Annotated in this window: 11 protein-coding genes and 1 tRNA gene; 6 read left to right on the top strand and 6 right to left on the bottom strand. The window is 59.8% G+C overall.

Annotation, left to right across the window (positions count from 1 at the left end; genetic code table 11):
- Window positions 1-54: 54 nt before the first annotated feature.
- Window positions 55-2,673 carry an ATP-dependent chaperone ClpB gene (gene clpB / locus QPJ95_RS09185; protein ID WP_270917507.1) on the bottom strand — a complete coding sequence of 873 codons (2,619 nt, stop codon included), beginning with the start codon at window positions 2,671-2,673 and terminating at the stop codon, window positions 55-57.
- Between the two features lie 229 nt (window positions 2,674-2,902).
- Here clpB and QPJ95_RS09180 point away from each other — a divergent pair, with 229 nt between their 5' ends.
- The 3 genes from QPJ95_RS09180 to QPJ95_RS09170 all read left to right on the top strand — a co-directional run bounded on the left by QPJ95_RS09180 (window position 2,903) and on the right by QPJ95_RS09170 (window position 5,735).
- Window positions 2,903-3,151 (top strand): hypothetical protein, encoded by a 249-nt coding sequence (locus tag QPJ95_RS09180; RefSeq protein ID WP_270917506.1) that lies wholly within the window; start codon window positions 2,903-2,905, stop codon window positions 3,149-3,151.
- Between the two features lie 89 nt (window positions 3,152-3,240).
- A complete protein-coding gene (gene pyrF, locus QPJ95_RS09175) occupies window positions 3,241-3,960 on the top strand; it encodes an orotidine-5'-phosphate decarboxylase (RefSeq protein WP_270917505.1) in 720 nt (239 codons plus the stop codon).
- A 521-nt stretch (window positions 3,961-4,481) separates the two neighbouring features.
- Window positions 4,482-5,735 (top strand): DNA polymerase IV, encoded by a 1,254-nt coding sequence (locus tag QPJ95_RS09170; RefSeq protein ID WP_270917504.1) that lies wholly within the window; start codon window positions 4,482-4,484, stop codon window positions 5,733-5,735.
- Between the two features lie 135 nt (window positions 5,736-5,870).
- Here QPJ95_RS09170 and QPJ95_RS09165 read toward each other — a convergent pair whose 3' ends face one another.
- Window positions 5,871-6,731 (bottom strand): N-formylglutamate amidohydrolase, encoded by an 861-nt coding sequence (locus QPJ95_RS09165; protein ID WP_270917503.1) that lies wholly within the window; start codon window positions 6,729-6,731, stop codon window positions 5,871-5,873.
- A 159-nt stretch (window positions 6,732-6,890) separates the two neighbouring features.
- On the opposite strand from QPJ95_RS09165, the gene QPJ95_RS09160 reads away from it, so the two are divergent.
- The 3 genes from QPJ95_RS09160 (at window position 6,891) to QPJ95_RS09150 (ending at window position 8,443) form a co-directional block, all read left to right on the top strand.
- Window positions 6,891-6,965, top strand: a tRNA-Val gene (locus tag QPJ95_RS09160).
- 79 nt (window positions 6,966-7,044) lie between these two features.
- Complete coding sequence (gene ykgO / locus QPJ95_RS09155) at window positions 7,045-7,170, top strand: type B 50S ribosomal protein L36 (protein ID WP_008205324.1); 126 nt, start codon at window positions 7,045-7,047, stop codon at window positions 7,168-7,170.
- 256 nt (window positions 7,171-7,426) lie between these two features.
- Window positions 7,427-8,443 carry an extracellular solute-binding protein gene (locus tag QPJ95_RS09150; RefSeq protein ID WP_270917502.1) on the top strand — a complete coding sequence of 339 codons (1,017 nt, stop codon included), beginning with the start codon at window positions 7,427-7,429 and terminating at the stop codon, window positions 8,441-8,443.
- Window positions 8,444-8,725: 282 nt separating this feature from the next.
- On the opposite strand, the gene QPJ95_RS09145 is transcribed toward QPJ95_RS09150, so the two are convergent.
- The 4 genes from QPJ95_RS09145 to QPJ95_RS09130 form a co-directional block, all read right to left on the bottom strand.
- The gene (locus tag QPJ95_RS09145) at window positions 8,726-10,285 is read right to left on the bottom strand and encodes an ABC transporter permease (protein WP_270917525.1); all 1,560 of its coding nucleotides are present in this window, start codon (window positions 10,283-10,285) and stop codon (window positions 8,726-8,728) included.
- Between the two features lie 268 nt (window positions 10,286-10,553).
- Window positions 10,554-11,750: a phenylacetate--CoA ligase family protein gene (locus QPJ95_RS09140; protein ID WP_270917524.1), complete on the bottom strand. Its 1,197-nt coding sequence runs from the start codon at window positions 11,748-11,750 to the stop codon at window positions 10,554-10,556.
- A 17-nt stretch (window positions 11,751-11,767) separates the two neighbouring features.
- Window positions 11,768-12,604, bottom strand: a complete 837-nt coding sequence (locus QPJ95_RS09135) for an ABC transporter ATP-binding protein (RefSeq protein WP_270917501.1) — start codon at window positions 12,602-12,604, stop codon at window positions 11,768-11,770.
- Between the two features lie 118 nt (window positions 12,605-12,722).
- The gene (locus QPJ95_RS09130) at window positions 12,723-14,006 is read right to left on the bottom strand and encodes an ABC transporter substrate-binding protein (protein WP_270917500.1); all 1,284 of its coding nucleotides are present in this window, start codon (window positions 14,004-14,006) and stop codon (window positions 12,723-12,725) included.
- Window positions 14,007-14,021: the final 15 nt, after the last annotated feature.

Below are 14,021 nucleotides of genomic sequence, written 5' to 3'. Positions count from 1 at the left end.
GCACAGCACCCTCACCGCAAAAAGGCCCGCCATTTCTGACGGGCCTGTTCTTGTTTAATGCACCACCGCGTCGTCCGGTTTGGGGCGGTTGGTACTGCCAAGGCGGTCGCCGATGATCAGACCTTCGGGGCCGGCCGAGACCGGCACGGTGTCGCCATCTTTGACATCGCCGCCCAGCAGCATTTCGGCCAGCGAGTTCTGCAGCGCGCGTTGGATCACCCGTTTCAGCGGCCGAGCACCAAACACCGGGTCATAGCCTTCATCCGCCAGCCAGGTCTTGGCCTCCTCGTCCAGCTGCAGGGTGATCTTGCGCTCAGCCAGACGTTTGACTAGCCGGCCCAGTTGGATATCAACGATACCGTCCATATCCTCGCGCTTGAGCCGGTCAAAGATGATGGTTTCATCCAGACGGTTCAGGAACTCGGGGCGGAAGTGCCCGCGTACCGCCTCCATCACATGGTGACGCGCCTCCGAGGCATCAGCCCCGTCTGGCAGTTGGCTCAGCGCCTGAGCGCCAAGGTTCGAGGTCAGCACGATCAGCGTCTGCTTGAAATCAACGGTGCGGCCCTGACCATCGGTCAGCACCCCGTCGTCGAGCACCTGCAACAGCACGTTGAACACATCCGGGTGCGCCTTTTCGACCTCGTCAAACAGCACCACCTGATAGGGGCGACGGCGCACCGCCTCGGTCAGCGATCCACCCTCGTCATAGCCGACATAGCCCGGAGGCGCGCCGATCAGGCGCGAGACCGAGTGTTTCTCCATGTATTCCGACATGTCGATGCGCACCATGGCATGTTCGTCGTCGAACAGGAACTCGGCCACCGCCTTGGTCAGCTCGGTTTTACCGACACCTGTGGGGCCAAGGAACAGGAAGGAGCCCAGCGGGCGGCCTTCGTCGTTCAGGCCCGCCCGCGCACGGCGCACCGCATTGGCGACGGCAGTGACCGCGTCGTGCTGGCCAATCACCCGGCCATGCAGCGCATCCTCCATCCGCAGCAGTTTCTCGCGGTCGCCTTCGAGCATTTTCGAGGTGGGGATACCGGTCCAGCGCTCGACCACCGCAGCGATCTGTTCCGGGCGCACCGCTTCGGCGACCAATCGCTCGCTGTCTTCGCGGCCCTCAGCCTGCGCCAGCTGTTTTTCCAGCTCGGGGATGACGCCGTAAGACAGCTCCCCCGCCTTGGCGAGATTGGCCTCGCGCTTGGCGATTTCCAGCTCGGCGCGGGCCTTTTCCAGCAGCTCTTTGATGTCGCGGGCGCCGGCCAGTTTGTCCCGTTCCGCCTGCCACTGCGCCGTCATCTCGGCACTGCGGTCCTGCAATGCGGACAGATCCAGCTCCAGCGTTTCCAGCCGGTCCTTGGAGGCGGCGTCATCTTCCATCCGCAGAGCTTCGCCCTCGATCTGCATTTGCAGGATCTGACGATCCAGTTGGTCCAGCTCTTCGGGTTTGCTGTCGACCTCCATCCGCAGACGGCTGGCGGCCTCGTCCATCAGGTCGATGGCCTTGTCCGGCAGAAAGCGGTCGGTGATATAGCGGTTCGACAGAGTGGCCGCCGCCACCAGCGCCGCGTCCGAGATCCGCACCCCGTGATGCAGTTCATATTTCTCTTTGATGCCGCGCAGGATCGAGATGGTGTCCTCAACCGTGGGCTCAGAGATCACCACTGGCTGGAACCGACGCGCCAGGGCGGCGTCTTTCTCGACGTATTTGCGGTATTCATCCAGCGTGGTGGCGCCGATACAGTGCAATTCACCGCGCGCCAGCGCCGGTTTGATCAGGTTGGCCGCATCCATCGCGCCGTCGCCCTTACCCGCGCCAACCAGCGTGTGCATTTCGTCGATGAACAGCAGGATTTCACCATTGGCCTCGGTCACCTCGGTCAAGACCGCCTTGAGCCGTTCCTCAAACTCGCCCCGGTATTTGGCACCGGCAATCAGCGCCCCCATGTCCAGCGACAGCAGTTGCTTGTCGCGTAAGGATTCCGGCACATCGCCATTGACGATGCGCAGCGCCATGCCCTCGGCGATGGCGGTTTTACCAACGCCGGGTTCGCCGATCAGCACCGGGTTGTTCTTGGTGCGGCGCGACAGCACCTGCATGGCGCGGCGGATTTCCTCGTCGCGGCCAATGATCGGGTCAATCTTGCCCTGGCGTGCCGCCTCGGTCAGGTCATGGGCGTATTTCTTCAGCGCCTCATAGCCGTCTTCGGCGCTGGCACTGTCAGCAGTGCGGCCCTTGCGGATATCGTTGATCGCCTCGTTCAGCTTTTGCGCAGAGACACCCCCGGCATCCAGCGCATCCTTGGCCTTGGATTTCACCATACACAGCGCCATCAGCACCCGTTCAACCGGGACAAAGCTATCGCCAGCCTTGGAGGCCAGCTTCTCGGCCTCGGCCAGCACCTTGGCGGTCTGGCCATCCAGATAGATCTGGCTGCCATCGCCGCTGACCTTGGCGTGTTTCGACAACGCGGTTTCCAGCGAGTCCACCACCCGCGACGGCTCGCCGCCAGCCCGGCTGATCAGATTGCTGGCCAGCCCCTGGTCGTCATCCATCAATGCTTTTAGAATGTGTTCAGGAACCAGTCGCTGATGCTCTTCACGCACCGCAATAGTCTGAGCGGCCTGCACAAAACCGCGTGCCCGCTCGGTGAACTTGTTCAAGTCCATCTGTCTCTCCTTTTATAAGCGCCCGGTTATTTGAAACGCCCGCTTGGCGGCACGCCCCGATCTGGGCCTCTGCATCAATGTGGGTAGTGTTGCCATCTGTTCAAGGGGCATAATCCCCGGAAATGATGAGAATTTCACTTACAAAAATCAATGCCGGCTGCCCCCGATCACCGCCATAGTTTCGCCGGCATTTTATGAGAATTTTAGAGAATCACAGCCGGAGGCCCTCATGCTTGCTCCCAAAACTCAGCCCGCTCAGCACCGCAATGGCGCCAATAGCGCCCGCCGCCGCGCCAACGCATCGCTCTCGATGAGCTATCGAGGCGTCAGCCTGTATTGTCAGATTACCCTGCCCAAGCGAAACACGGCCGCATCGCAGTTCACCAGCGCGGCCATCGCTCAGTTGCAGCCAATGCCCGGCAGTCGGTCAGGGCAGCCGGACCTCAGACTGGTGGGCCAATTGCGGCAGCGCCACTGATCCAAAAACTCGACAAATCCTAGGCCCTTGTGCTGGATCGCCGCTGACCTTAGACAGGCGCAACCCCCATCACACCCGGAGCTTTCCCCATGTCCGACGACCGCCTGATTGTTGCAATGGATGTCCCCAACGCTGTGCAAGGCCTGCAACTGGCCGAACAGCTGGGCGATGCCGTATCGTTCTACAAGATTGGTCTGGGCATGTTGACAGGCGGCGGACTGGCGCTGGCCAACGAGCTGAAGCACGAGATGGGCAAGCGCATTTTCCTGGACATGAAACTGTTCGACATCGGCGCCACCGTTGAGAAAGCGGTTCGCGGACTGGCGCAGTTTGATCTCGATTTCCTGACAGTGCATGGCGACCCCTATGTGGTGTCCGCCGCCAAGCAGGGCGCTGCGGGCAGTGATATGAAAATCCTGGCGGTGACCATCCTGACCTCGCTGGACCGGCAGGATCTGGACGGCGCGCTGATCAAAGACGGGGCTATTAAGGATCTGGTGCTGGAACGGGCCGGCAATGCCTTTGCCGCCGGAGCCGACGGCGTTATTGCCTCGCCCCAAGAGGCCGCAGTGATCCGCGCCCTGCCCGAGGCAGAGGGCCGCCTGATCGTCACCCCCGGCGTCCGTCCCGCAGGCGCCGATCTGGGCGATCAGAAACGGGTGGCAACCCCGGCCAGTGCCATTGCAGATGGCGTGGATCACATCGTTGTTGGGCGCCCCATCTGGCAAGCCAAAGATCCGCAGGCCGCTGCCCTGGCTATTCTGGATGAAATGAGAAACACAGCGGCCAGCCCTTTAAACCAGGGCTGAGGGCGCAAAAAATGACAGCTTGCCCGTGATATCGGGCAGCTGCACATTTTATCAGCAGAATAAAAACTTTCCGCAAAACCAGCATCATTTGCGGTTCAGGCTGTCAAAAAGAGAGTTGACGTCAGGTCAACCTCCTTACTGTAAACGAAAAATCGAATAACCGGCCGCAAAAGCGCGCCAAATTGTCCCTGTGCCGACAAAGGCACATTTATGACTCTCAATTGCGCTGGCTAACATTCCAGCCTTTGTGATTTGCCGAAAATAGAAGATCGTCAAAGTAAGACACTCCCCTACGGGCTCTCTTCCTGAGGTCCGTGACTATACCCCCGCCTCAGCAGCGGGGGCTTTTTCTTTGGGCTCAGGTCTCAGCCTCCTCAAGATACTCTTGCAACTGGATTGCGAAATGCGGCACCGCCAGCGGATTGATCTGGCTGCCAGATAAAGACAATACCTGGCCAACAGGCTAGACTGCAGCCACAGACGCCAGATCCAGACCCACCAGCGCCCAAATGAGCCCCACCATGCCTGCCATATGCCGAGATTGCCTGAGCCAGATCGCGCCGGCGCGACGCTGCCCGCACTGCGGCAGCCCAAGGGTGAAGGCGCATGACGAACTGTTCGCGCTGAACATTGCCCATATGGATTGCGACGCATTTTTTGCCAGCGTGGAAAAGCGCGACAACCCCGATCTGGCCGACAAGCCGTTGATCATCGGCGGCGGTAAGCGCGGGGTGGTGTCCACCGCCTGCTATGTCGCCCGCATTCGCGGCGTCCGCTCGGCAATGCCAATGTTCCAGGCGCTGAAGCTGTGCCCCACTGCAGTGGTGATCAAACCGCGTATGGAGGCCTATGTCGAAGTCTCACGTCAGATCCGCGCAATGATGGATGAATTGACGCCGGATGTTGAGCCGCTGTCGCTGGACGAGGCCTTTATGGATCTGAGCGGCACCGAGCAGCTGCACGGCGCGCCCCCGGCAGTAATGCTGGCGCGGCTGGTGAAGCGGATGAAGGATGAACTGGGGATTACCGGATCCATCGGCTTGTCCCACAACAAATTCCTCGCCAAGGTGGCCTCGGATCTGGACAAACCGCGTGGATATTCGGTGATTGGCAAAGCCGAGACCGGCGCCTTTCTTTATGACAAGCCCGTGGGCTTGATCTGGGGCATCGGCCCCGCAGCACAGGCCAGCCTGGACCAGGCCGGGATCCGGATATTTGCGGATCTGCTGCGCTGGGAGCGCCGCGATCTGGCGGCGCGCTTTGGATCAATGGGCGATCGCCTGTGGCATCTGGCCCGCGGCGAGGACCGGCGCCGCGTTTCAGCCAATACGCCGATGAAATCCATCACCAATGAAACCACATTCAATGAGGACACCGCCAATATCGAAATACTCGATGGTCATTTGTGGCGGCTAGCCGAAAAAGTATCGGGCCGGGCGAAAGCCAAACACTTGGCGGGGCGCGTGGTCACACTTAAGCTGAAGCGCGCCAACCATTCTGCGCTGACCCGGCGCCTATCCCTGCGCGATGCCACTCAGATGGCCGAAGTGATTTACCGCACCGCGCGGGATCTGCTGGATCAGGTCGGCGATCAGGGGCCCTATCGACTGCTTGGCTGCGGCATCTCTGATCTGGTGCCTGAATCCCAGGCGGATATTACCGGTGACCTTCTGGACCCTCAGGCCGCCCAACGGGCCAAGGCCGAACGGGCGACGGACGCGATTCGCAGCCGCTTTGGGGCCAGCGCCATCCTGAAAGGTCGGGCGCTCCGCTAATCCGCCTCCGGCGGCTGGGGCTTTGCCCCAGACCCCAGGATATTTACCGGCCAGATGAAAAGGATCCCTGCTTCATCTGGCCAGAAATATCCCGGGGGAGGAGCAGGCTTTGCCTGCGAAGGGGGCAGCGCTCCCTTATTCTGCGGCCAGAGAGGCCGGTTCGGCGCCAATCTGCGAGATTTCGATGATGACCCCCCGCAGCAGCGCCTTCAGGGCGGCAAAATTGCTGCTCGGTTGTATCGCCGCCTCATCCATATAGAGTGCCCGGTCAATTTCCACCTGCACCGCATGTTGACCGCGTGAGGGACGCCCATAGGCCTGAGTAATATAGGCGCCGGCAAAAGGTGTATTGCGCCACACATTCAGACCTGCGGCAACAAAGGCCGCCTCAATCTGGTCGGTCACCGCGCCGCTGGCTGAGGTGCCGAACCGATCTCCCAGAACCACCTGGGGCAAAGGACCACTGCCTTTGCCCATCGTTTGGAGCGCCTCATGCGGCATCGAGTGGCAATCCACCAGGATCGCCTGGCCAAACTGGCTCTGCGCCTGTTGCAGCAATCGTTGCAGTTCAGAATGATAGGGGATCCAGTAGCGGTTGATCCTCTGCTGCGCCTCAGCCAGCGTCAGCTTGCCCCGATGAATCGGCCGCCCCTGGGCGACAACACGGGGAATCACCCCGAGCCCGGAGGCAATCCGCGGGTTTTGCCCTCGGCGCGGGACATCCTCAATCAAGGCCGGGTCCAATTCGTCAATGGCGCGGTTGAGATCCACAAAGGCCCGGGGCGCCACCGCCGTCAGCAATGGCACTCCAAAGTCCGGCGCCGCGGCAAAAAGCTGGTCTACAAATGCATCTTCCGAGCTTCGGATTTGATGCGGCGACAGAATCGACCGGGAGATAAACGCGTCCGAGTATTCCGCACCGCTATGTGGCGAGGCAAAAACCACGCCAGATAGCAGTTTTTTCGGAGAAAATACGTGAAATGCAGCCTTGGACATCCTATCTCCGGTGCGTCTGGTTCAAGAAACAGCATAGAGCGGAAATTTCTGTGGTCAAAAGCTCTTGCGCCCCTGCACGACTCCTTTTATAGACCCCTTCACTGGCGCAGACCTCTCGGCCCCGATTAATTGGGGCTGGAAATAAACGCCGGTATTCATGGGCGCTTAGCTCAGCGGTAGAGCACTTCGTTGACATCGAAGGGGTCACAAGTTCGAACCTTGTAGTGCCCACCATGAATTCATTGTTGTGACTGTAAGGTCATGACACCCGTAACCCAGGCGCTGGTTCGCGCCGCAGAACAGGAGAAGACTGATGAAAGTCAAGAACTCGCTCCGCTCGCTCAAGAACCGGCACCGGGATTGCCGCATTGTGCGTCGTAAGGGTCGCGTCTACGTGATCAACAAAACTCAGCCCCGCTTCAAAGCACGTCAGGGCTAAGTTCTCGCATTGCTAGAGACGTTTTGAAAACCGCATCCCTGGGATGCGGTTTTTTGCGTTTAACAGCAATGTCTTGGCCGGGCCATTTAGCCAATGCCTAGCCGCCTATTTTCCGCTCCGCTGGACATCAGTTTTAGACACCTTCATTTTTCTGACTAATTTTGTCAGTTTAGATTTGCATCTGGATCAATTTCGTATAATTGACTAAATCAGTCGGGAATACTCTCCGAATCCGTGATTCACATTGGGACATGTCATGCTGAAATCTACTACAATCATCGCCTCTGCGCTCACTGCCGTGGTGGCCACTTCGGCTGCTGCAAGCGGCGAGTTGAACCTGTATTCTTCGCGCCATTATGACACCGACGAGCGGTTGTATTCTGATTTCGAAGAGGCCACCGGCATCACCATCAACCGCATCGAAGGCAAGGCCGACGAGCTGATTGCGCGGATGCAGGCCGAAGGGGCGAACTCGCCTGCTGATATCCTGCTGACGGTTGACACCTCGCGTCTGGCCCGGGCCAGGAATGCCGGTATTCTGCAGGCCATCGACAGCGACGTTCTTGAAGACAAGATCCCTGCCAACCTGCAAGACACCGACAATATGTGGTTTGGCTTCTCGCAGCGGGCGCGGATCATCTTTTTCGACAAGGCAGAGGTTGCCAACCCACCCGCAACCTACCTGGACCTGGCCAAGCCTGAATACAAAGGCATGGTTTGCATCCGGTCGTCGACCAACACCTACAACCAGACTCTGCTGGCGTCGATCGTGACACACCACGGTGAAGAGGTTGCCAAGGACTGGGCTGCAGGCGTGGTGGCCAATATGGCGCGTGACCCGCAGGGCGGTGACACCGACCAGCTGCGCGGCATTGTCTCTGGCCAGTGCGAAATCTCAGTTGCCAATACATACTACTTTGCCCGCTCGATCCGCAAAAATGTCAAAGGCCTTTCAGACAGTCGCGAGATGATCGGCTGGGCATTCCCATCGCAGGACGCTGAGGGGGCCCATATGAACCTGTCCGGCGCCGGTGTTGCAGCCCATGCCCCAAACAAAGCCAACGCCATCAAGTTCCTGGAATATCTGGCCTCGCCTCAGGCGCAGCAATACTTCTCGAACGGCAATGACGAATTCCCGGTAGTTGCCGGTGTAGAGCTGGCCCCAAGCGTGGCTGCGCTGGGTGACTTCAAGGCCGACGATGTTATTCTGGCTGACGTCGCCAAGAACATCCCTGTGGCCCAGAAGATCTTCAACGAAGTGAACTGGAAATAATCTCTCTCCCTTTGAGTGGATATAATTTGGACAAGGCGCGGACCGTTTCGCGCCTTGTTTGCGTTTGCCCTGATCTGACCTGACCTGAAGACATTTGGCAGCCAAGGCTCGATATGGTCGAACCTCTGTCACCAAACAGTTGGCCGCCGATAGAAGCCCCCCCCCGGTAGAAGGCCCCCCGGTAAAAAGCCAGAAAATGGGTGTTGAGCTGCGCTCCCAGGCGGGCCTGCCCGCAAGGCGGCAGCTGCGGCGACTGCGGCGGCTGCGGCGGCTGAGCCCGCTTTAGCGGCGGCGTCCGACCTGTCGGCAGATCAGGATGACCGGCAGCAGCCCCACCGCCATAATCACCAGTGACGGCACTGCAGCGCCCTCCAGCCGCTCGTCCGAGGCCAGCCGGTAGGCCTGGATCGCCAGCGTGTCATAATTGAATGGCCGCATGATCAAGGTGGCCGGCAGTTCCTTCATCACATCGACAAAGACAATCAGCAGCGCCGTCAGCAGGCTGGGCGACAGGATCGGCAGGTGGACCCGGCGCAGCATGCCAAAGGGCCCCTGCCCCAGCGATCTGGCGGCGGCGTCCATGTTGACATGTACGGTGCTCTGACCGCCCTCATAGGCGCCCAGGGCGGCGGCCAGGAAGCGCACCATATAGGCGGCAATCAGCAACCAGATCGAGCCGGTGATCAACAGCCCGGTGCGGATGTCAAAGGTGCTGCGCATCCAGGCATCCAGCGTGTTGTCAAAAGCGGCAAAGGGCACCATCAGGCCAACCGCAATCACTCCGCCCGGCACCGCGTAGCCCAGCCGCGCGGCATAGGCCGCAGCCGTGGCGGTGCGCCCCGGTTGCAGTCGCAGATAGAAGCCAATGCAGACCGCCGCGCAGACCGTCAGCAGCGCCGCGACACTGGCCAGTGTCAGGGAGTTCAGGATAAAGCCGATGTAACGGCGGCTGAACAGGTTCTGCTCCGACTCCAGCCCCATATCGACCAGAATAACCACCGGCAGCAGAAACCCCAACAGAACCGGAATGGCACAGAGCCCCCAGGCAATCAGCATCTTGCCGCCCGTCAGGGTGCTCGGTGGCATCTTGTTGTGTTGCTTGCCGGCCTGATGGTAGCGGGCTTTGCCACGGGTCGAGCGCTCAACCACGGCCAGGGTCAGTGCGAATCCCAGCAACACCAGGGCCAGCTGCGCCGCGCCAGCCCGGTCACCCATGGAAAACCAGCTGGTATAGATGCCGGTGGCAAAGGTCTGCACGCCAAAATAGGACACGGTGCCAAAATCGGCGATGGTCTCCATGATCGCCAACAGCACTCCGGAGGCAATGGCCGGCCGGGCCATCGGCAGGCTGACCCGCCAGAACGCCTGCCAGGCAGTATTGCCCAAAGCCCGCGCCGCCAAAAAGGCCCCGGCGCTTTGCTGCAGAAAGGCGGCGCGGGCCAGCAGGTAGACGTAAGGGTACAGCACCAGCACCAGCATCAATGCGGCGCCAACGGTCGAGCGGATCTCGGGGAACCAATAGTCGCGCGGCCCCCAGCCGGTGACCTGTCGCAGGGTGGACTGCACCACTCCGGGATGATCCAGAACAAAAGTATAGGCATAGGCCAGAACATAGGCGGGAAAGGCCAAGGGCAGGATCAGCGCCATTTCAAAGAAACGCACCCCCGGAAACTTGGTCATTGTCACCAACCAGGCGGCGCCGACGCCAAACAAAAACGTCCCCACGGCTACCAGACAGACCAACACAATGGTGGTGCCGGTATAGCGCAGCAACACGGTCTCCATCAGATGCGAGACAGTGTCGGTGCCGCCGGTCACTGCGGCCAGAACCACCGCCACCATTGGCAACAGACAGGCCAGCGCCACGGTCCAGGCCAGCACCGACAACAGGCGGCTGCCGCCTTTTTTGCCACGGCGGCTGCCCTTGCGGGCGTAATCAGGGGTATCGCTCACGGTTCAGTTGATCCGTCTTTGTAATTGGGACTGGGTAATAGGACTGGCCTCTTATGCGACAAAATTGCTCGGAAACTCCAGATCGAAAGCTCATCCAAGACAAAAAGCCCCGAATACCGGCGGGCATTCGGGGCTTCTTTGGCAAAATCCAGCGGGATCAGTCGTATTTTCGCTGATCCTCGATCACCAACCCGTCTTTGGGAAGGCTTCCCGGCGACACCATCTCGACCTTGGCCTTCAGTTTCAGCACCTCGATCACAGACCGCCCATAGGCGATCTCATCGCCGCCCGGAGTTTCGATCTGAACCGTCATCGCGTCCATCTCGCCCTCACGGCGGACAATCACCCGCGCTCTGGTCACCTCATCATGCCTGGCCACCAGTGTCGCCACCTGTTCGGGGCGCACAAACATGCCCTTGATCTTGGTGGTCTGGTCGGCGCGGCCCATCCAGCCCTTGATCCGCATATTGGTGCGGCCACAGGGGCTGAGGCCCGGCATCACCGCGCTCAGATCGCCAGTGGCAAAGCGGATCAGCGGATAGTCAGTGTTCAGCGTGGTGACCACAACTTCGCCGACCTCTCCCGGTGCCACCGGAGTGCCGGTGCCCGGCGTGACGATTTCGACGATGACCTTTTCGTCAACGATCATGCCTTCCATTGCCGCGCTTTCATAGGCGATGTTGCCCAGATCTGCGGTGGCGTAAGATTGCAGGCAGGCAATGCCGCGATCGGCGTATTCCTGACGCAGGCTGGGGAACAATGCGCCACCGCCCACCGCCGCCTTGGAGAAGTTCAGCTTGATCCCCATGCTGTCGGCCTTGTCCAAGATCACCTTCAGGTAATCCGGCGTGCCGGCATAAGCGGTGGCCCCCACATCGCGGGCCGCCGTCACCTGCAGTTCGGTCTGACCGGTACCAGCCGGCAGAACCGTGGCCCCAACCGCCCGGGCGCCGCTTTCAAAGATCATCCCCGCCGGGGTCAGGTGGTAGCCAAAGCAGTTCTGCACCACATCACCCGCACCGATACCGCAGGCATGCAGGAACCGGCCCATGCGCCACCAGTCATGGGTGATGCCACCGGGTTCATAGATCGGCCCCGGCGACTGAAAGATATGCGCGACATTGGACACCGCAATGCCCCCAAAGGGCGGATTTGCCTTTTGCCATGCGCTTAGCTCTGCCTTGCGCAGCACCGGGTATTGCGCCAGATCCGAGAGGTCTTGCACTTCGGGTCCGTCCAGATTGCAGGCATTCTTGGCGGCGCGGGCGCGGTCAATCTGCCCGCGCAGCCCGTCAAGCTGAGCCTTGGCCCGCTCATCTGCTGACCGGGTTTCAAGCGCGTCATAATAGGTCATGTCAGCACTGTTATCCATTAACTGAGCCACCGTTTACGGCGGCGATATGAGCGCACATCACGGAAGGATTTACGGCCCTCATCTGACATGCCCAGGTAAAACTCTTTTACATCGGGGTTTTCGCGCAGTTCAGCCGCAGGGCCGTCCATCACGACGCGACCGGATTCCAGAATATAGCCATAATGGGCATATTTCAGCGCCATATTGGTATTCTGTTCGGCCAGCAGGAAGGTCACGCCTTCCTTTTGATTGATCGATTTCACGATCTCAAAAATCTGTTCCACCAGCTGCGGTGCCAGCCCCATCGAGGGTTCGTCCAGCAGCACGGTTTCAGGGCGGCTCATCAGGGCGCGCCCCATTGCCACCATCTGTTGTTCCCCGCCTGAGGTATAACCTGCCTGGCTTTTGCGACGATCTTTCAGGCGTGGGAAATAGGTGTAAACCATCTCCAGATCAGCGGCGATATTGGCCTTGCCATCAGTACGGGTATAGGCGCCGGTCAGCAGATTTTCCTCGACCGTCAGGTGTTCGAAACAATGGCGGCCCTCCATCACCTGGATCACCCCCTGTCGCACCAGCTCGGCCGGGTCAGACCCATGCACGTCCACACCACGATATTTGATCGACCCCTTGGTCACCTCACCGCGCTCCGAGAGCAGCAGGTTCGAGATCGCTTTCAGCGTCGTTGTCTTGCCCGCGCCATTGCCCCCCAACAGGGCAATAATACCGCCTTTGGGGACCGTCAGGCTGACGCCTTTCAGCACCAGGATCACGTGGTTGTAGATCACTTCGATATTGTTGATCTCAAGCAGGGTCTCGGCCTGCACATCAGTCGTTTTGGCTGCATCCAGCATCAGGCTTGTCCTCATCCGTCCCGGGTCAGATCCCGGATCTCTTGGCGGAGTGTGGTGCGGCAGCGAACCGCCGCACCGTTTCGATTGGGTCCAGAGCAGGGTCTGGACCCCACCGGGTTTACTTACAGCTTGGAGCGATCTTGTTTTCCGCTGCATAGGCCGCGGAATCTTCGGCGATCAAGGCACCAATAACGTCACCGTCTGTGGCTTTGAAGTCAGAGATCAGCGACCAGGTTTTGCTACCCGCATCCCACTGAGTCACACCAACCAGGCCGGGGCCACCGTGGTTTTCACAGGACACATTGAACGTTGGACCAAAGTTGGGCATGCCCAGATCGATCATCTTGGCTTCATTCATCTCCAGCGCTTCCATACCATCGCGCATCATTGCTGCGTCGATGTCGGCAGTGCCGTGGATGCCTTGGGCTGTTTTCACAGCTTCGGCGGCCAGCATCGCGGCGTACATGCCACGGTTATACAGAACGGTACCGATCTGATCGCCAGCGCCCGCGGCTTTGCCAGTATCAACAACAAACTTCTGGATGTGGTTGAACACCGGGAAGTCACGACCAACATTGTGGAAGGTCAGCGCCTTATAGCCATCAGCCGCATCGCCAGCAGACATCACGTCATGCTCGGCACCGGACCACCAGACACCGATGAAGTTTTCCATCGGGAAGCGGATGTTGGCGGCTTCCTGAATGGCAACCTGGTTCATCACGCCCCAGCCCCACATGGTGACATAGTCCGGCCGCTCGCGGCGGATCTGCAGCCACTGGCTTTTCTGCTCCTGACCGGGGTGGTCAACAGGCAGAGCCATCAGCTCAAAGCCATGTTTGGCGGACAGCTCTTCCAGGGTGCGGATCGGCTCTTTGCCATAGGCCGAGTTGTGGTAAACCAGAGCGATCTTCTTACCCTTGAGGTCGCCATCATTGGCTTCCAGCAGGTAGTTGATCACGCCAGAGGCACCGTTCCAGTAGTTGGCCGGGTAGTTGAAGACATTCGAGAACACTTCGCCGTTGGCAGCCGAGGTCCGGCCATAGCCCATGGTGTGCAGAGGAATATTATCCGCCGTCACTTTGGGGATCAGCTGATAGGTGATGCCGGTCGACAGCGGTTGATAAACCAGCGCGCCTTCGCCCTTGGTGGACTCGTAGCATTCCACACCTTTTTCGGTGTTATAGCCGGTCTCACATTCGATCAGCTTGGTCATCACGCCGCCGATGCCGCCATCGCGCTCGTTCAGCAGGGTAAAGTAATCGGCATAGCCATCCGCAAAGGGAATGCCGCCAGCCGCATAGGGGCCGGTGCGATAGCTAAGCGATGGAAACACCAGATCCGCCATCGCGGGGCCAGCGGCCATCAGGGCGCTCAGCGCCAGTGTGGTCAGTTTCAATTTCATCGGTATTAATCCTCC

Origin of the sequence: Parasedimentitalea psychrophila (genome assembly GCF_030285785.1) — a bacterium.
Classification (GTDB): domain Bacteria; phylum Pseudomonadota; class Alphaproteobacteria; order Rhodobacterales; family Rhodobacteraceae; genus Parasedimentitalea; species Parasedimentitalea psychrophila.
This window is presented reverse-complemented; position numbering and strand designations above follow the sequence as displayed.

What these genes read in the sequence shown, in the direction of transcription:
- clpB (WP_270917507.1), bottom strand. Translation starts at nt 2,673, where the DNA reads ATGGACTTGAACAAGTTCACCGAGCGGGCACGCGGTTTTGTGCAGGCC.
- QPJ95_RS09180 (WP_270917506.1), top strand. Translation starts at nt 2,903, where the DNA reads ATGCTTGCTCCCAAAACTCAGCCCGCTCAGCACCGCAATGGCGCCAAT.
- pyrF (WP_270917505.1), top strand. Translation starts at nt 3,241, where the DNA reads ATGTCCGACGACCGCCTGATTGTTGCAATGGATGTCCCCAACGCTGTG.
- QPJ95_RS09170 (WP_270917504.1), top strand. Translation starts at nt 4,482, where the DNA reads ATGCCTGCCATATGCCGAGATTGCCTGAGCCAGATCGCGCCGGCGCGA.
- QPJ95_RS09165 (WP_270917503.1), bottom strand. Translation starts at nt 6,731, where the DNA reads ATGTCCAAGGCTGCATTTCACGTATTTTCTCCGAAAAAACTGCTATCT.
- ykgO (WP_008205324.1), top strand. Translation starts at nt 7,045, where the DNA reads ATGAAAGTCAAGAACTCGCTCCGCTCGCTCAAGAACCGGCACCGGGAT.
- QPJ95_RS09150 (WP_270917502.1), top strand. Translation starts at nt 7,427, where the DNA reads ATGCTGAAATCTACTACAATCATCGCCTCTGCGCTCACTGCCGTGGTG.
- QPJ95_RS09145 (WP_270917525.1), bottom strand. Translation starts at nt 10,285, where the DNA reads ATGGTGGCGGTGGTTCTGGCCGCAGTGACCGGCGGCACCGACACTGTC.
- QPJ95_RS09140 (WP_270917524.1), bottom strand. Translation starts at nt 11,750, where the DNA reads ATGACCTATTATGACGCGCTTGAAACCCGGTCAGCAGATGAGCGGGCC.
- QPJ95_RS09135 (WP_270917501.1), bottom strand. Translation starts at nt 12,604, where the DNA reads ATGCTGGATGCAGCCAAAACGACTGATGTGCAGGCCGAGACCCTGCTT.
- QPJ95_RS09130 (WP_270917500.1), bottom strand. Translation starts at nt 14,006, where the DNA reads ATGAAATTGAAACTGACCACACTGGCGCTGAGCGCCCTGATGGCCGCT.